A 14848-nucleotide genomic window follows, 5' to 3' on the forward strand; every position below is an offset into this window, starting at 1 on the left:
CTGGCTACGGGCTACGGGCTACGGGCTACGGGCTACGAACTGCTCGATGCTCGAAGACCGTTGCTTGCGGTATCAAAAGAAGAAAGTGTGGGCCATGAAGGCAATGATCGGCAGCGTGATGGCGGTGCGCAGCATGAAGATGGCCACCAGCTCCCACAGCTTGAGCGGGATCTTCGACTTGAGCAGCAACGCGCCGATTTCCGACATATAGATCAACTGGGTCAGCGACAGGCAGGCGATGACGAAGCGGGTCAGCTCACTCTCGATGTTGGTTGCCAGTACCGCCGGCAGGAACATGTCGGCGAAACCCACCAGGGTGGCGGGAGCGGCGGCTTCTGCCTCGGGAATGCGCAGCAGTTCCAGCACCGGCACCATGGGGTAGGAGAGCCAGGTGAAGAGCGGCGTGAACTCGGCCAGGATCAGCGCCACGGTACCGATGGCGAACACCAGCGGCAAAAGGGCGAGGAAGATGTCGGCGACGTTGAACAGTGCGTTACGCGCCAGTTCCCTGGGGCCGGGTGCATGTTCGGCACGACGTACGGCCTGGGTCAGGCTGTAGCGCAGCAGGCCCATCTCCTCGGTGCGTTTCTCGGCCAGCTGACAGCCCACCGGCTCGTAGTAGGTGTTCGGCTTGCGCGACAGCGGCGGCAGGCGCGGCACGATTACCGCGGCGATCAGTCCGGCGACCACCACGGTGAAATAGAACTGCACGAACATATGGTTGATGTCGACGAAGCTGGTGATCAGCAGGCTGAAGGCGATCGAGACGATGGAGAAGTTGGTGGCGATCACCGCCGCCTCGCGACGATTGTAATAGCCTTTTTCGTACTGCTGGGTGGTGATCAGCACGCCGACCGTGCCCGAGCCCATCCATGAGGCGGTGGCGTCGATGGCGCTGCGGCCGGGCAGGTTGAAGATGGCTCGGAAGGGCTTGCGCACCAGGCTGCCGATGAACTCCATGAAGCCGAATTCGACCAGGAACGGCAGCAACAGGGCGGCGAAGAAGAAGAAGGTCAGCAGCACCGGGGCCAGGTCGTTGAGCATCACGCCTCCGGTGAACGAGGCGGTGACGAACTCGGGGCCGAACTGGAAGAAGGTCATCAGGGCGAAGGCGGCCCCCAGGATACGCATGCCGAACCACACCGGTCCGACGTGGAACATGTCGCGCAGCACGCCTTTCTCGGCCCAGCCCGGGCGGGCCAGCTTGACCCAGCTGGTGGCCAGGACCGAGAGCACCAGCACGACCACGGCGATGGCCGGCAGGGCGCCAGCGAGCAGCGCCTTGAGACCGTCGGCCATTAGCCCCATGCCGATGTTGATGGTGTCGCCGACCTGGAACGGAATCAGGAACAGGCCGACACCGAGCGCGGAGGGAAGCAGGAATTTCAGCAGGCTGCCGCGCTCGAAAGGCGCCTGGGCGGCAGCGTTTCGCTGGGTGGTATCAGTGGAGGACATGGGGTTTCCCTTTGGGTTGTCGTTGTAGGATCAGGTGGTGTCGGGTCAATCGCGACGCTTGTGTCAGTCGCGGCTCTCTTGTGTCAATCGCGGCTCTCTTGTGTCAGTCGCGACGCTTCACGCCGGGCAGGGCGCAGAGCATTTCGTAGAGCAGGGTGGCGCCCATCAGCGCTGTGTTGCCGCTCGGGTCGTAGGGCGGCGAGACCTCGACCAGGTCGCCGCCGACGATGTTGAGCCCGGCGGTGCCGCGCACGATCTCCAGCCCCTGGGCCGAGGTCAGCCCGCCCATCTCGACGGTGCCGGTGCCGGGAGCCACGGAGGGGTCGAGGCCGTCGATATCGAAGGTGACATAGACCGGCGTGTCGCCCATCTGCTCGCGCACTTCCGCCATCAGCGGCTCGAGCGAGCGATACCAGCACGCTTCGGCGGTGACTACGCGGAAGCCCTGCTGGCGGCACCAGTCGAAGTCCTCGGCGGCGTAGCCGGTGCCGCGCAGGCCGATCTGCACCACCTTGCCGTGGGCCAGCAGCCCTTCCTCCTGGGCGCGTCGGAATGGCGTGCCGTGGGCGATGGGTTCGCCGAACATGTGCTCGTTGACGTCGGCATGGGCGTCGATATGGATCAGCCCCACCGGACCGTGCCTCTTGGCGATGGCGCGCAGAATCGGCAGGGTGATCACATGGTCGCCGCCCAGCGTCAGCGGTGTGCAGCCATGGCCGAGCACCTCGTCGTAGAAGGCGCTGATGATGTCCACCGTCTTGGGCAGATGAAAGGTATTGATCGGCACGTCGCCGATGTCGGCCACCTGCAGGCTGTCGAAGGGCGCGGCGCGGGTGGCCATGTTGTAGGGGCGCAGCATGCGCGACTCGTCGCGGATCTGGCGCGGGCCCAGGCGCGTGCCGGGACGATTTGAGGTGGCGATGTCCAGCGGTACGCCGATGAAGGCCACGTCGAGACCTGCGGCGGTAGGCTGGGTGGGCAGGCGCATCATGGTGGCGGGTCCGCCGAAGCGCGGCATCTCGTTGCCGCCGAGCGGCTGGTTGAAGTCGGGCATGGTCGGCTCCTTGCGTAACGTTGGGTCTGTGAACGTCTCTCTCCTGCATATAGCAGCTTTCGTGCCAACCCCGTGCGGCCCGCCATCATGGGATTTTGCCGCGCCATGCGATGCATGATTGAATCGCCATCGCCGTTCATGTGATGCATGATTGAATCGAGATTCATATTTGCATCGGTAGGAAGGCATGAGCGACATCGACCGGGAAGTGATCAGGACCATCGTCGAAACGGCCAACGACCATTTCTTCATCGTCGACGGTGAGGGGCTGGTATTGGACGTCAGCCCAGGAGCGGCGGCGGTCTACGGCATGGCGCGGGAGCGCCTTATTGGCAGTACCGTGCAGCGGCTCGAGGCGGAGGGGGTGCTCAAGCCCTCCATCAGCCTGGAGGTGATTCGCAGCGGCAAGCCGGCGCAATTGATGCAGGTGACCGGTACGGGTAGGCGGGTCATTGCCGAGGCCCATCCGGTGTACGTCGAGGGCAAACTTGCACGTATCGTCAGCCGCTCCCGCGACCTCACCGACCTGCAACTGCTGCAGGACGAATACGCACTGCTGCAAAAGCGCTTCAGTGAGCACCTCAAGCGCAGCCAGGGCGGCGGCAATGCCGAGGATGGCCAGCTCGAGGCGGCGCTGGACGAACTCCAGGTGCGCAGCGGCGTGATGCGGGAGCTGGCCCTGCTGCTCAAGCGCGTGGCGCCGTCGGATGCCACGGTATTGATGCTTGGCGAGTCGGGTGTGGGCAAGACCGCCTTCGCCCGCCAGCTGCATCGCTGGAGCCGGCGTCACGCAGGTCCGTTCGTCGAGGTCAACTGCGGGGCGATACCGGAGAACCTGTTCGAGTCGGAGATGTTCGGCTACCAGCCGGGCGCCTTCAGCGGGGCGGCGCGACAGGGCAAGGCCGGGCTGCTGGAACAGGCGGAGGGCGGTACGCTGTTTCTCGACGAGATCGGCGAGCTGCCGCTGCCGATGCAGACCAAACTGCTCAAGGTGATCCAGGACGGCAGCGTGACCCGGCTGGGCGACACTCGCCCGCGGCGGGTCGACTTCCGCCTGGTGGTGGCCACCAACCAGGACCTGGCCAGGCGCGTGGAGAGCGGCGCCTTTCGCCTCGACCTCTACTATCGGCTGAACGTCATTCCGGTGACCCTGCCGCCCCTGCGCGAGCGTCGCGAGGACATTCCGGCCCTGGTCGAGGCGTGCCTGGAGCGGCTCAACCAGCGCTATGGCCAGCGCAAGCTGTTGCATGGCAGCACCTGGTCCGAGCTGATGGGCGGCGATTGGCCAGGCAACGTGCGCCAACTCGAGAACTGGCTGGAGCGCGCCTGGCTGTCGAGTCCGGGCGACCTGATTCACTCACCGACCCGCGCCGAGACGGCGGCTCCGGTGGCGGTCTCGTCGCTCGATCAGGCCACGGCGGCTGTTCCGACAATGACTCAGGGCGAAGGCCTGAACGATTATCTGGCCCGTGCCGAACGCAGCGTGCTGGAGGAGATGTGCCGTACGCTAGCGAGCACCTATGCCATTGCCGAGCGGCTGGGGTCAGCCAGCCCAGCGTGGTGCGCAAGTTGAAGCGGCACGGCCTCAGGATCGAACGCTAGGCTTTATCCGAAAAGTGCCTGCGCTCGGCCATACGGCGTTAAAAATCGGCTCAAAGTACTCATTTACAACCTGTAAACTCCGTCTTTTCACCGATTTTTGCCTTGTCTGACCATCGCTCGTCGACTTTTCAGACAAAGCCTAGTCGGCCCCGTTCGTGGTGATGGCACGCTCGAGGATCTCGAAGCGACCGGGCACCAGGGCATCCTCCACGGCGGTGATACGCAGCACGTGGCCGAGATCCGGATGCGCGGGCGGGCGATGAGACGGCCGGCTTCGAGCAGCTCCTGATTGAGTCGCCCCGCCAGCTCCGCGCTGGGCAGGCGGATGGCGATGAAGTTGGTCGCACTGGGCAGAACGTCGGCACCCAGGTCGCGAAAATGCCGGGCAAGGCGTTCGCGGCGCTGCTTGACGTCACGAATGTGCGCTTCCACCTCACTGTGGTGATCGAGCACGGTTTCGGCGACGGCCAGCGTCAGGGCGGATACGGCGTAGTGGATGCGCACCTTCATCATCATGGCCAGGGTTTCCGGCTCGGCAATGGCGTAGCCGATGCGCATCCCGGCCAGCCCATGGGCCTTGGACAGCGTGCGCAGCCGGATCACCCCGGGCAGCACCTCGCGACTGAACGGCGAGTCGGCGTCGTCGCGAAAGTCGTGGTAGGCCTCGTCGAGCAGCAGCCAGCAGTCATCGGGAAGTTCGGCACGCAGCCGGCGGATCTCCTCGTCGCTGTGAAGATGTCCGCTGGGGTTGTCGGGGTTGGCGACGTAGACCAGCCGGGCCCGGTGCTCGTGGGCGCTGGCCAGCAGCGCCTCGAGGTCGGGCGAGAGCAGGCCCGGCGCTTCCCGATAGGGCCGCTCGACGAGGCGGCAGCCCTGGCCACGGGCGAAGTAACCGAAGGTGGGATAGGTGCCGCTGGCGCTCACCACCGTACAACCGGGCATGGCCACGGTGCGCAGCGCCAGGGCGATCAGGCTGTCGGCGCCGGCGTCCACCAGGGTGGTCTCCAGCGGCAGGCCATAAAGGGACGCAAGCCGCTGGCGTACCCCGAGCGCTTCCGAATCGCCGTAGCAGTAGACGTGCTCCACCATGGCGTCGCCGAAGCGCTCCCGCAGTGCCCGGTGGGGCATGTCGAGCCCTTCGTTGGAGCCCAGACGATGGGGGATCTCCCGGCCGATACGCCGTTCCAGCACCTTGATGCCGGGAAAGGGGTTGCTGGGTCCGGGGCCGGTCAAGTGGTCGGGGAAACGGGGCATGGAAGACTCCAATACTCAAGAAGCAATGTAAGGGATCGTCGCAGCAGGCTGCCATTCGCTCAAGGCTGCTTATTGGCTCAAGGCTGTCGCAGACTCAAGGCGGTGGCTTGCGCTGGGTCATGACGATGGCCACGGCCGAAAGGATCAGTGCGAGAGCCAGCAGCAACCTGAACGTGAGCGGCTCGTCCAGCAGCACCACGGCACTGGAAACGCCAACCACCGGAATGATCAACGTGCTGATGGTGGACTGGCCGATGGTGAGGCGATTGACGTTGCGAAACCACAGCATCTGCGCCAGGCAGATGGCAAAGACCAGATGATAACCCAGGCCGATCCAGGTCGAGTCCTGCCAGTTGGCGGGTGCACTCGGCGATTCGAGCAGGGCGGCCAGCACGATCATCGGCAGGGCGCAGAGCGCGAACTGCCAGCCCGTGATCACCACGGGATGGCCCTGCCAGCCACCGCGGCGCTTGGTCAGCACGGTACCCAACGCCCAGGAGAGCGCGGCACCGAGCACGAACGCAGGGCCGGCGAGACCTTCGACACCGGCCCGCCAGGCGGCCGGGCCGAGCAGTACCAGCAGGCCCGCCTGCCCCAGGCCAAGGCCGAGCCACTGGCGCGCCGTCACCCGTTCGCCGAGCAGCCCGATGGCCAGCAGCAGCGCCCAGCAGGGCATGGTGAAGGCGACGATGGCGGCCTGGGACGTCGGCATGTGCAGTTGGCCGAACGCCGTGCCCAGGTTGAAGCCAAGGATGGTGAACAATCCGCTCACGGCCAGCCATAGGCGTTCCTCCGGCACGATGGTGAGCGGCCAGCGCTTCAGCCACGCCCACCCCAGCAGCATCAGCGCACCGGCGCTGAAGCCGATCGCGCGCAGGCTGAAGGGCGGGATGTCCATCAGGCTGAAGCGCACCGCCGGCCAATTGCCACCCCAGAACAGCCCGATCGCCGCAATCAACAGCAGCGTGGTGAGATCGCGACGCGGCAGCGTCGAGGCGGAGGAGGGAGCCTGGGTCCGCATGCGGGGGTCACTCCTCCAGGGCCAGTACCTTGTCGCGGTTGAGCAGGTTCAGCGGATCCAGCGCACGCTTGAGGGTACGCATCAGGGCGACCTCCTCGGGCGTGCGCGACAGCGCCAGGTAGTCGCGCTTCTCCAGGCCGATGCCGTGCTCGGCGGAAACCGAACCGCCCAGTTCGGCCAGTGGCTCGTAGACGATGCGCTCCACGTCACGGCGGGTCTCCGGCTTGTCGTCGCCGACGCTGGCCGAGACATGCAGGTTGCCATCGCCCAGGTGACCGAACACCACGACGCGCCCCTGCGGCCAGCGCTGCTGCACGGCCCGCTCGAGTTCCGCGGCATAGCCTGGCATGTCCGGGATGGGCAGGCTGACGTCGAAGGTGAACAGGGGAGCCAGATGCTGGATCAGCCCCTCGATGTCCTCTCGTATATTCCAGATGCCCTGGCGCTGGGTGTCGGACTGAGCCAGCACCGCATCCTCGATCAGGCCGGCCTCGAGAGCCGACTCCAGGGCGGCGCTGAGCTGCGCCGTATTGACCGCGTCGTCGTTGCCCAGCGACTCCACGATGGCGTAGTAGGGCCAGCGGGGCGGCAAGGGAGGCGTGTTGCGTCCGCTCTCCTCGGTGAGCAGGGCATAGTGGTTGCGCCACATGACCTCGAAGGTGCCAAGGCTGCCGCCGAGTTCACGCCCCAGATGGGCCAGCAGCCCGGCTACCCCGTCGAAGTCGGGGCAGGCCACCAGGGCAGTACGCTCGCTGGCCATCCTGGGGTGCAGGCGGAGCACGGCACGAGTGACGATACCCAGCGTGCCTTCGCTGCCGATGAACAGCTGCTTGAGATCGTAGCCGGCGTTGTTCTTGAGCATGCGGTTCATCGAGCTGACCACGGTGCCGTCGGCGAGTACTGCTTCGAGGCCGAGAACCTGCTGGCGCATCATGCCGTAGCGAATCACCCTCACGCCGCCAGCGTTGGTGGCGATGTTACCGCCGATGGTACAGGAGCCCCGTGCGCCGAGATCGAGCGCGAACTGCAGGCCATGCTCGGCGGCGGCGTCCTGCACCCGTTGCAGGGCGTGCCGGCCAGCACGGTCATGGTGCCGCCGACCGGGTCGATCGACTCGATGGCGTTCATTCGCTCGAGCGAAATCACCAGCTCGTCGGGTGCCGCCTCGCCACCATGGACCAGGCCGGTGAGCCCGCCGTGGGTCACTACGGGTTGACGGGCGGCATGGCACAGGCGCATCACCTCGGCGAGCTCGGCAGTGGTGCCGGGGCGTATGATGGCGCCAGCACGGCAGCTCGCGCCGCTCATCCAGTCGACCTGGCGCTGGGCCACGTCGTTACCCGTGAGTACGTTGCCTGGACCGACGATGGCGGCGATATCCTTCAGCAGTGCTTGCATTCGGTATCCTTTGCTTTCCTTGTTCTTCGAGCTTGTTCTTCGAGCTTGTTCTTCGAGCTTGTTCTTCGAGCTTGGGCCTTCGAGCTTGGGCCTTCGAGCCTGGACTTCAGGCCATGGCCGCTTCGTGCGCACGGCCGGGAATGGCTTCGAGTAGCTGCTTCGTATAGGCCTCTCGCGGGCTGAGGAAGACTTCCTGGGCCGTGCCCTGCTCGACGATGCGACCCTGCTGCATGACGATGATGGTGTCGCAGATCTGGGCCGCGACGCGTAGGTCGTGGGTAATAAACAGCAGAGAGAGCGACAGTTTCTGCTTGAGCTCCTCGAGCAGTTCGAGCACCTGGGCCTGGATCGATACGTCGAGTGCGGACACCGCCTCGTCGGCCACGATCAGTTCCGGATTCAGCGCCAGGGCGCGGGCGATGCCGATTCGCTGACGCTGGCCGCCGGAGAATTCGTGCGGAAAGCGATCCACGGCCACGGCGCCGAGCCCTACCAGCTCCAGCAGTTCCTCCGCCTGGCGCATGGCCTTGTCGCGTGGCACGCCGTTGGCCATGGGACCCTGGGCAATGGCATAGCCGACCCGGTGGCGCGGATTGAGCGAGGCGTAGGGGTCCTGGAAGATCATCTGCACGCGATGCCGCTCGCGGCGCAGTGCGTCTCCGCGAAGTGAGGAGAAGTCGGTACCCGCCAGCGCGAGTGTACCGCTGTCGGGCCGCTCGAGACGCACCACGCAGCGTCCCAGGGTCGACTTGCCCGAGCCGGACTCGCCGACGATGCCCACTGTCTCGCCGGGGGCCAGGGTGAAGGAGACGTCGTCCAGCGCGCGTACCTCGCGCGCCGGCTTGAACAGGCCGCCACGGGAGCGGAAGATCTTGTTCAGGTTGCGCACTTCCAGCAGCGGCGCGGGGCGTTCGCCGCCTCTCGCTTCGGGTATCACGTTGCTGGGGATCGCCTCGAGCAGGGCCCGGGTATATTCGTGGCGCGGATTGTCGAGTACCTCGTCGGCCATGCCGAGTTCGACGATCTGGCCGTAGCGCATCACGCACACACGGGTAGCGACCTCCGCCACGACGCCGAAGTCGTGGGTGATGAACATCACCGCCATGCCGCGGCGCTTCTGCAGGTCGCGGATCAGCTCGAGGATTTGTGCCTGAGTGGTGACGTCGAGTGCCGTGGTGGGCTCGTCGGCGATCAGCAGCTCCGGCTCCAGTGCCAGCGCCATGGCGATCATCACCCGCTGGCGCTGGCCGCCGGAAAGTTGGAAGGGATAGGCGCGAATGGCCCTGTCGGGCTGGGGAATGCCGACCTCCTCGAGCAGTGCCAGTGCCCTGGCCTGACGCTCGCGGCTCGTGTACTTGCCGTGGGCCTCGAAGACCTCGGCGATCTGGGCACCAACACGCATCAATGGATTGAGTGCGGTCATCGGCTCCTGAAAGATCATGCCGATGCGCAGGCCACGTAGCTTGCGGTGCTGCTTCTCGCTGAGGGCGAGCAGGTCCTGGCCGTCGAACAGCACTTCGCCGGCGGTGGGGCGGACCCCCTTGGGCAGTAGGCCCATCACGGCATTGGCGGCCATCGACTTGCCGGAACCGGATTCGCCCACCACGCACATGATCTCGCCACGCGCCACGTCGTAGCTGACGTCCTCCACCGCGTAGTCGCGATCCGCTCCCTTGGGCAGGGCCAGGGTCAAGCCACGGATGCTCAGTACCGGGGTATTGTCGTTCATGGTCCCTCTCCTATGAGCGTTCGCGGGCGAGCTTGGGATTGAGGGCGTCGTCGAGCCCCTCGCCGACCAGGTTGAGCGCCAATACCGTGAGCAGGATCGCCACCCCGGGGAAGAAGCTCAACCACCAGGCCTGGCGGATCACCGTGCGTGCGGCACCGATCATGTAACCCCACGACATCACGTTGGGGTCGCCCAGGCCCAGGAAGGAGAGGGCCGATTCCAGCAGGATCGCCGTCGCCACCATCAACGAGGCGAGCACGATGATCGGCGATAGCGTATTGGGCAGGATCTGCTTGAGGATGATGGTGCGGTTGGTCTGGCCGACGAGGCGTGCGGCCTCCACGTACTCCCGATGCCGCAGCGACATGAATTCGGCACGTACCAGACGCGCTACCGGTGGCCAACTGACGATGGCGATCGCCAGCACGATGGAAACCACGCTCGGCTGCATGATCGCCACCAGCACGATGGCCAGGGCGAAGTTGGGGATGGTCTGGAAGAATTCGGTGAAGCGCATCAGGGCGTCGTCGATCAACCCGCCGTAGTAGCCGGCCACGGCGCCCAGCGGCACGCCGATGAGAAGGGCCACCGTGGTCGAGATAAGGCCGATCAATAGTGAGACCCAGGCGCCGTGCATCAACCCGGCGGCTACGTCGCGACCCATGGTATCGGTGCCCAGCCAGAAGCCTTCGACCTCCATCGGCGCGAGGAAGGGGCGCTGCACCATACGCCAGGGGGACTCGGGATAGAGCAGCGGCGCGAGAATCGCCATCAGCACGATGGCGAGCAGAATGACGAGTCCGATCAAGGCGCCGCGGTTCTGGGCAAATCGGGCGAAGAAGCTCATGAGGCCTCCTTGATGCGCGGGTCCGCCAGGCGATAGACCAGATCGGTGATGATGTTGAACACGATCACCAGGGCGGCGGAGAAGAAGAAGATCCCCAGCAGCAGGTTGTAGTCGCGCTGTTGCAGCGCCTCGAACATGAGCCGGCCGATGCCGGGCCAGGCAAAGACCGTCTCGGTGAGGATGGCACCGCCGACCATCTGGCCCGCCTGCAAGCCGGCCAGGGTAATGATCGGCAGCAGGGCGTTTCTAAGAATGTGGCGACGCTGGATCACGCGGGGGCTTAGCCCCTTGGCGCGAGCGGTCTTGACGTAGTCCTGCTGGCTCGCCTCGAGCATCGAGGCGCGGGTCATGCGGGTATAGATGGCCATGAAGAACAGCGCCAGCGTGGTGGCCGGCAGGATCAGGTGCTTGGCCACGTCGAGTACCAGGGCGAAGCCGGTATGGCCGGCACCCACCGTGACCATGCCATAGGCCGGCAGCCAGCCGAGATAGACCGAGAACAACACCACGGCCATCAGTGCAACCCAGAACAGAGGGGTGGCGTAGAAGATCAGCGCCAGCGCCATGATCAGCGAACCCGAGGGCTTCTTGACCCGGGCCGCGGCCATAGAGCCGAGCACGATGCCCAGCGCCAGCGACAGGACGAAGGCGGTGCCGGTCAGCAGCAGGGTGGCCGGCAGTCGTGCCAGGATCAGGTCGAGGACCGGCATGCCCTGGCGATAGGACCAGCCGAAGTCGAGCGTGGCGATGCCCGAGACGTAGCGCCACAGCTGGACGTAGAGCGGCTGGTCGAGACCGAAGCGCTCGCGCAGCTGGCGCAGGAATTCCTGATCGGTGGCACCGGCTTCACCGGCCAGGATGGCGGCGGGGTCGCCTGGTGCCAGTTGGATCAGGACGAAATTGAAGATGATGATCAGAAACAGTACGACGACGGCCTTGAGCAGCCGCATCACGATCAAGCGGGCATAGAGCATGCAGCAAGCCTCTGGGTACTTGAGGGTACGCAAATGCCTGGGCGAGCGAATCGCTGCGTTACGCGGGGCTCGATCTCGCTCGGCGATTTGTTGTCGTGCAAAGCGGGGCGGCCAGCAGGGGCCGCCCCCGTTACGCTAGAGCGATCAGCGGTCGAGCCAAGCATCCCTGAACGCGTCGTTGATCCCGACACCGGAGGTGATCAGGTTCTGCACGTCGCAGCGATAGATGGTCGGGAAACCGAGTTCCATCAGCCAGCCTACCGGCACGTCCTCGTGCAGGATCTCCTGAGCTTCGTGGTAGAACGCCTCGCGCTCCTCCTCCGGGTAGGCGGTTGCCGCCTGGTCGAACAGCTCGTCGATGCGCTCGTTCTCGTAGCCCTCCACGTTGTTCCACGGCGAACCCTTCTCGATGTTGTCCGAGCGGTAGGAGCGGGTGATACCCAGCGCCGGGTCGCCATACTGGTAGAGGTAGGTGAAGGCCAGGTCGAAGTCCCAGTCGCCCAGACGCTGGTTCCAGCCGCCCACGTCGGTGGCCACGGTACGCACGTTGACACCCACCTCGCGCAGGTTCTGTTGTACGGCCTCGGCCCAGCGATTCCAGGTCTCGCCGTAGGGCAGCGGCAGTAGGCGAACTTCCTCACCGTCGTAGCCCATTTCTTCGAGGAGTTCGCGGGCGCGATCCGGGTCGTGATCGTAGGGGTCGAGGCCGTCATGGCGGAACTTGGCGTTGGAGCCGAAGGCGGAGAGCGGAACTTGGCCGAGCCCGTTCCACAGCACGTCACGGGCGAATTCACGATCCATGGCGTACATCACCGCTTGACGGAAGCGCTTGTCGGCGGTGGAACCTTCGCGGTTGTTCATCCAAAGCATGGCGAAGGGGCTGAAGTACTCATTGCCCTCGTCGGTGATACAGGCATTCTCCATGGCGGAGAGGCGCGGAATGTCGAAGTTTTCCACGGTGCCGTTGGGTAGTACGTCGACGGTACCGTTCTCGAAGGCTACCGCCCGGGAAGCGCCGTCGGGAATGACGTGCCAATTCACACCATCGAGATAGGGCAAGCCTTCCTCGTAGTAGTCGTCGTTGCGTACCAGTTGGATCACGGTGCCGCGATCCCAGTTGTCGAACTTGAACGGGCCGGTGCCGATGGGGTGGTTGTTGGCCTCGTTGTCGCGGAAGTCGGTGCCTTCGTAGATGTGCTTGGGCACCATGGTGAAGGTGCCAGCCTCGAACGAGATCAGGAACGGCCCGAACGGCTCGGCCAGGGTGAAGACCACGGTGTGATCATCGGTGGCCTCGATGCTTTCGACGTGCTGCAGCACGGCACGGGCACTGGGATTGAGTTCGCGGTGGAAGACGTCGGCCGAGAACACCACGTCTTCGGCGGTGAAGGGCTCACCGTCGTGCCATAGTACTCCTTCGCGCAGGTGGAAGGTCCAGGTCAGGCCGTCGTCGCTGGCTTCCCACGACTCGGCCAGCTGTGGAATCGGCTCCAGATCGTTGGTGTAGCGCAGCAGGCCCTCATAGATGCTGCCGGCGACCTTGCGGGTGGGGTCGTTCTGTACCATGCCCAATACCAGGCCGGGGGGCTCGGGCTGGATGATGGTGTCGATGACACCGCCGCGTTTGGGCTCGTCGGCGATGGCAAAAGCGGAAGTGAAGGCCAGAGTCGCGACGGCCAAGGCTAAGGGCGTCTTTCTCATTATCGGGTTCCTTCTTGTTGTCTCGGCGATTTGTTCTTGAATGGATAGTTGCCGTCTATCAGCAATATGACCTTAGCAGTGCGATACTAAACTGTCGACAGTCGTCAATCGACGGTCGACATAACTGGTCTTGCGTCATACTCTAGCGGTGTCAACCTGCAAGAGCCCCGAAGAATGACAGCTTCCAATGCTTTCGGTAGCGGCATGGTCATCCAGCAGCGCAATCTGGTGGAGCAGGTCGCCGACTTCCTCACCCAGGCCATCATCAGCCAGCACTACGCGCCCGGTGAGCGACTGTCGGAAGTGCAGCTGGCCCGCGACCTGGGCGTCAGCCGTGCGCCGGTCCGCGAAGCGGCCCGGCTGCTCGAAAGCCGCGGTCTGCTGGTGTCGCAACCGCGACGGGGTTTCTTCGTGCGGGCCCTGGATGCCGCGGAGCTCAATGATGTGTTCGACCTGCGCCTGTGCCTGGAGCGCCATGCGCTAGCCCGGCTGGTCGAGAACTACGACGCCGAGAAGGAGCAAGCCCTGCGCCGACAGGTCGAGTTGATGTGCGAGGTGGCGCTCAACGACAGCGACAGCCGCAAGATCGAAGAGGATCTCGTTTTCCATCGCATGCTGATTGCCTTCGCCGGCAACCGGCGCCTGCTCAAGGCGTTCGACGACATCACCCACGAACTGCGGCTGTGCATGGCGCTGATCGGCAAGACCCATGCCGATCCCGACAGCATTGCCACGTGCCACTGGGCGCTGCTCGATGCGCTGGCCAGCGGCGATCGAGAGCAGTGTCGCGAGGCCGTCGACTACCACATCGGTGTGGCACGGGACTACGTGGTGCAGGGCATCGGCGAGGCGTCATGACGCCCGCCCAAGCCTACCGTGCAGGCATGGGATAGCGGCGATCCGCCTTGCCGGCCTTGACCACCTGGCCTGGCGTGGCGTGACCCACCAGCTCGGGCAGGCCTGCCGATACTGCGAGCAGGGCATCCAGGTCCACACCGGTTGCCACCCCCATCTGCTCGAACATGTGCACCAGATCTTCGGTACAGACGTTGCCGGTGGCGCCGGGCGCATAGGGGCAACCGCCCAGGCCGCCCAGCGAGGCATCGAAACGCACGATGCCGGTTTGCCAGGCGGCAAGCGCATTGGCCAGTCCCATGCCGCGCGTATTGTGGAAGTGCAGGGTGAAGGGCGCTTCCGGCCAGCGTTCCAGCACCGCTTCGCACAGCCTGCCGACCTGGGCGGGGTTGGCCATCCCGGTGGTGTCGCACAGGGTGATTCCTTCCACACCCAGTTCGAGCAGGCGCTCTACCAGGCCCAGCACTCGTGTTTCCGGGACTTCGCCTTCGAATGGACAGCCGAAGCTGGTCGACAGCGAGGCGTTGACGAAGACGCCGCTGCCCCGGGTGGCGGCGAGGATTTCGGCGAAGCGCTCGAGCGACTGTTCGGGGGTCATGCGCAGATTGGCCAGGCCGTGGGAGTCGCTGGCCGACATCACCAGGTTGATCTCGTCGACGCCGCAGGCCAACGCCCGTTCGCAGCCGCGCAGGTTGGGCACCAGCACGGTAATGCCCACGCCCGGCCGCCGCTTTATGCCGCGCACCACCTCTTCGGCGTCACGCAGGTTGGGAATCGCCTTGGGCGAGGTGAAGGAGGTCGCCTCGATGCGCGCCAGCCCGGTGGCCGAGAGGGCGTCGATCAGGCGAATCTTCGCTTCGGTGGGCACGAATTCGGCCTCGATCTGCAGTCCATCTCGGGGCGCCACTTCATTGATTTGCAGCGTTGTCATGCAGCTCTCCTGGCGGCTGTCCGGTCT

At 65.1% G+C, this 14848-nt stretch carries 10 protein-coding genes and 2 pseudogenes; 2 read left to right on the plus strand and 10 right to left on the minus strand.

What is annotated here, in order from left to right:
* Window positions 1–72: 72 nt before the first annotated feature.
* Both EKK97_RS11265 and speB read right to left on the minus strand, forming a co-directional pair.
* The gene (locus EKK97_RS11265) at window positions 73–1455 is read right to left on the minus strand and encodes a YjiH family protein (protein ID WP_159551921.1); all 1383 of its coding nucleotides are present in this window, start codon (window positions 1453–1455) and stop codon (window positions 73–75) included.
* Window positions 1456–1558: 103 nt separating this feature from the next.
* On the minus strand, window positions 1559–2509 hold the full coding sequence (gene speB, locus EKK97_RS11270) for an agmatinase (protein ID WP_159551923.1): 951 nt from the start codon (window positions 2507–2509) through the stop codon (window positions 1559–1561).
* A 187-nt stretch (window positions 2510–2696) separates the two neighbouring features.
* Between speB and EKK97_RS11275 the strand changes: the two genes are divergently transcribed.
* Entirely contained in the window at window positions 2697–4082 is a 1386-nt protein-coding gene (locus EKK97_RS11275) for a sigma-54 interaction domain-containing protein (RefSeq protein WP_422673553.1), read from the plus strand.
* 168 nt (window positions 4083–4250) lie between these two features.
* Here the strand turns inward: EKK97_RS11275 and EKK97_RS11280 are convergent.
* The 7 genes and pseudogenes from EKK97_RS11280 to EKK97_RS11310 form a co-directional block, all read right to left on the minus strand.
* Window positions 4251–5365 (minus strand): annotated as a pseudogene (locus EKK97_RS11280) (pyridoxal phosphate-dependent aminotransferase).
* A gap of 94 nt (window positions 5366–5459) precedes the next feature.
* Entirely contained in the window at window positions 5460–6386 is a 927-nt protein-coding gene (locus tag EKK97_RS11285) for a DMT family transporter (protein WP_159551925.1), read from the minus strand.
* A 7-nt stretch (window positions 6387–6393) separates the two neighbouring features.
* Window positions 6394–7784: pseudogene (locus EKK97_RS11290) on the minus strand (FAD-binding oxidoreductase).
* A 106-nt stretch (window positions 7785–7890) separates the two neighbouring features.
* Window positions 7891–9513: an ABC transporter ATP-binding protein gene (locus EKK97_RS11295; RefSeq protein ID WP_159551927.1), complete on the minus strand. Its 1623-nt coding sequence runs from the start codon at window positions 9511–9513 to the stop codon at window positions 7891–7893.
* 10 nt (window positions 9514–9523) lie between these two features.
* Window positions 9524–10360 carry an ABC transporter permease gene (locus EKK97_RS11300; RefSeq protein WP_159551929.1) on the minus strand — a complete coding sequence of 279 codons (837 nt, stop codon included), beginning with the start codon at window positions 10358–10360 and terminating at the stop codon, window positions 9524–9526.
* Window positions 10357–11334 carry an ABC transporter permease gene (locus EKK97_RS11305; protein ID WP_159551931.1) on the minus strand — a complete coding sequence of 326 codons (978 nt, stop codon included), beginning with the start codon at window positions 11332–11334 and terminating at the stop codon, window positions 10357–10359. Before EKK97_RS11305 ends, EKK97_RS11300 begins: the two co-directional genes overlap by 4 nt.
* A gap of 144 nt (window positions 11335–11478) precedes the next feature.
* On the minus strand, window positions 11479–13035 hold the full coding sequence (locus tag EKK97_RS11310; protein ID WP_159551933.1) for an ABC transporter substrate-binding protein: 1557 nt from the start codon (window positions 13033–13035) through the stop codon (window positions 11479–11481).
* Between the two features lie 174 nt (window positions 13036–13209).
* Between EKK97_RS11310 and EKK97_RS11315 the strand changes: the two genes are divergently transcribed.
* Complete coding sequence (locus EKK97_RS11315) at window positions 13210–13893, plus strand: GntR family transcriptional regulator (protein ID WP_159551935.1); 684 nt, start codon at window positions 13210–13212, stop codon at window positions 13891–13893.
* Window positions 13894–13906: 13 nt separating this feature from the next.
* On the opposite strand, the gene EKK97_RS11320 is transcribed toward EKK97_RS11315, so the two are convergent.
* A complete protein-coding gene (locus tag EKK97_RS11320; RefSeq protein WP_159551937.1) occupies window positions 13907–14821 on the minus strand; it encodes a hydroxymethylglutaryl-CoA lyase in 915 nt (304 codons plus the stop codon).
* Window positions 14822–14848 lie beyond the last annotated feature (27 nt).

The sequence above is a fragment of the Billgrantia tianxiuensis genome, from assembly GCF_009834345.1.
In the GTDB taxonomy this organism is placed as follows: domain Bacteria; phylum Pseudomonadota; class Gammaproteobacteria; order Pseudomonadales; family Halomonadaceae; genus Halomonas; species Halomonas tianxiuensis.

What these genes read in the sequence shown, in the direction of transcription:
- EKK97_RS11295 (WP_159551927.1), bottom strand. Translation starts at nt 9,513, where the DNA reads ATGAACGACAATACCCCGGTACTGAGCATCCGTGGCTTGACCCTGGCC.
- EKK97_RS11305 (WP_159551931.1), bottom strand. Translation starts at nt 11,334, where the DNA reads ATGCTCTATGCCCGCTTGATCGTGATGCGGCTGCTCAAGGCCGTCGTC.
- speB (WP_159551923.1), bottom strand. Translation starts at nt 2,509, where the DNA reads ATGCCCGACTTCAACCAGCCGCTCGGCGGCAACGAGATGCCGCGCTTC.
- EKK97_RS11300 (WP_159551929.1), bottom strand. Translation starts at nt 10,360, where the DNA reads ATGAGCTTCTTCGCCCGATTTGCCCAGAACCGCGGCGCCTTGATCGGA.
- EKK97_RS11310 (WP_159551933.1), bottom strand. Translation starts at nt 13,035, where the DNA reads ATGAGAAAGACGCCCTTAGCCTTGGCCGTCGCGACTCTGGCCTTCACT.
- EKK97_RS11265 (WP_159551921.1), bottom strand. Translation starts at nt 1,455, where the DNA reads ATGTCCTCCACTGATACCACCCAGCGAAACGCTGCCGCCCAGGCGCCT.
- EKK97_RS11285 (WP_159551925.1), bottom strand. Translation starts at nt 6,386, where the DNA reads ATGCGGACCCAGGCTCCCTCCTCCGCCTCGACGCTGCCGCGTCGCGAT.
- EKK97_RS11275 (WP_422673553.1), top strand. Translation starts at nt 2,697, where the DNA reads ATGAGCGACATCGACCGGGAAGTGATCAGGACCATCGTCGAAACGGCC.
- EKK97_RS11315 (WP_159551935.1), top strand. Translation starts at nt 13,210, where the DNA reads ATGACAGCTTCCAATGCTTTCGGTAGCGGCATGGTCATCCAGCAGCGC.
- EKK97_RS11320 (WP_159551937.1), bottom strand. Translation starts at nt 14,821, where the DNA reads ATGACAACGCTGCAAATCAATGAAGTGGCGCCCCGAGATGGACTGCAG.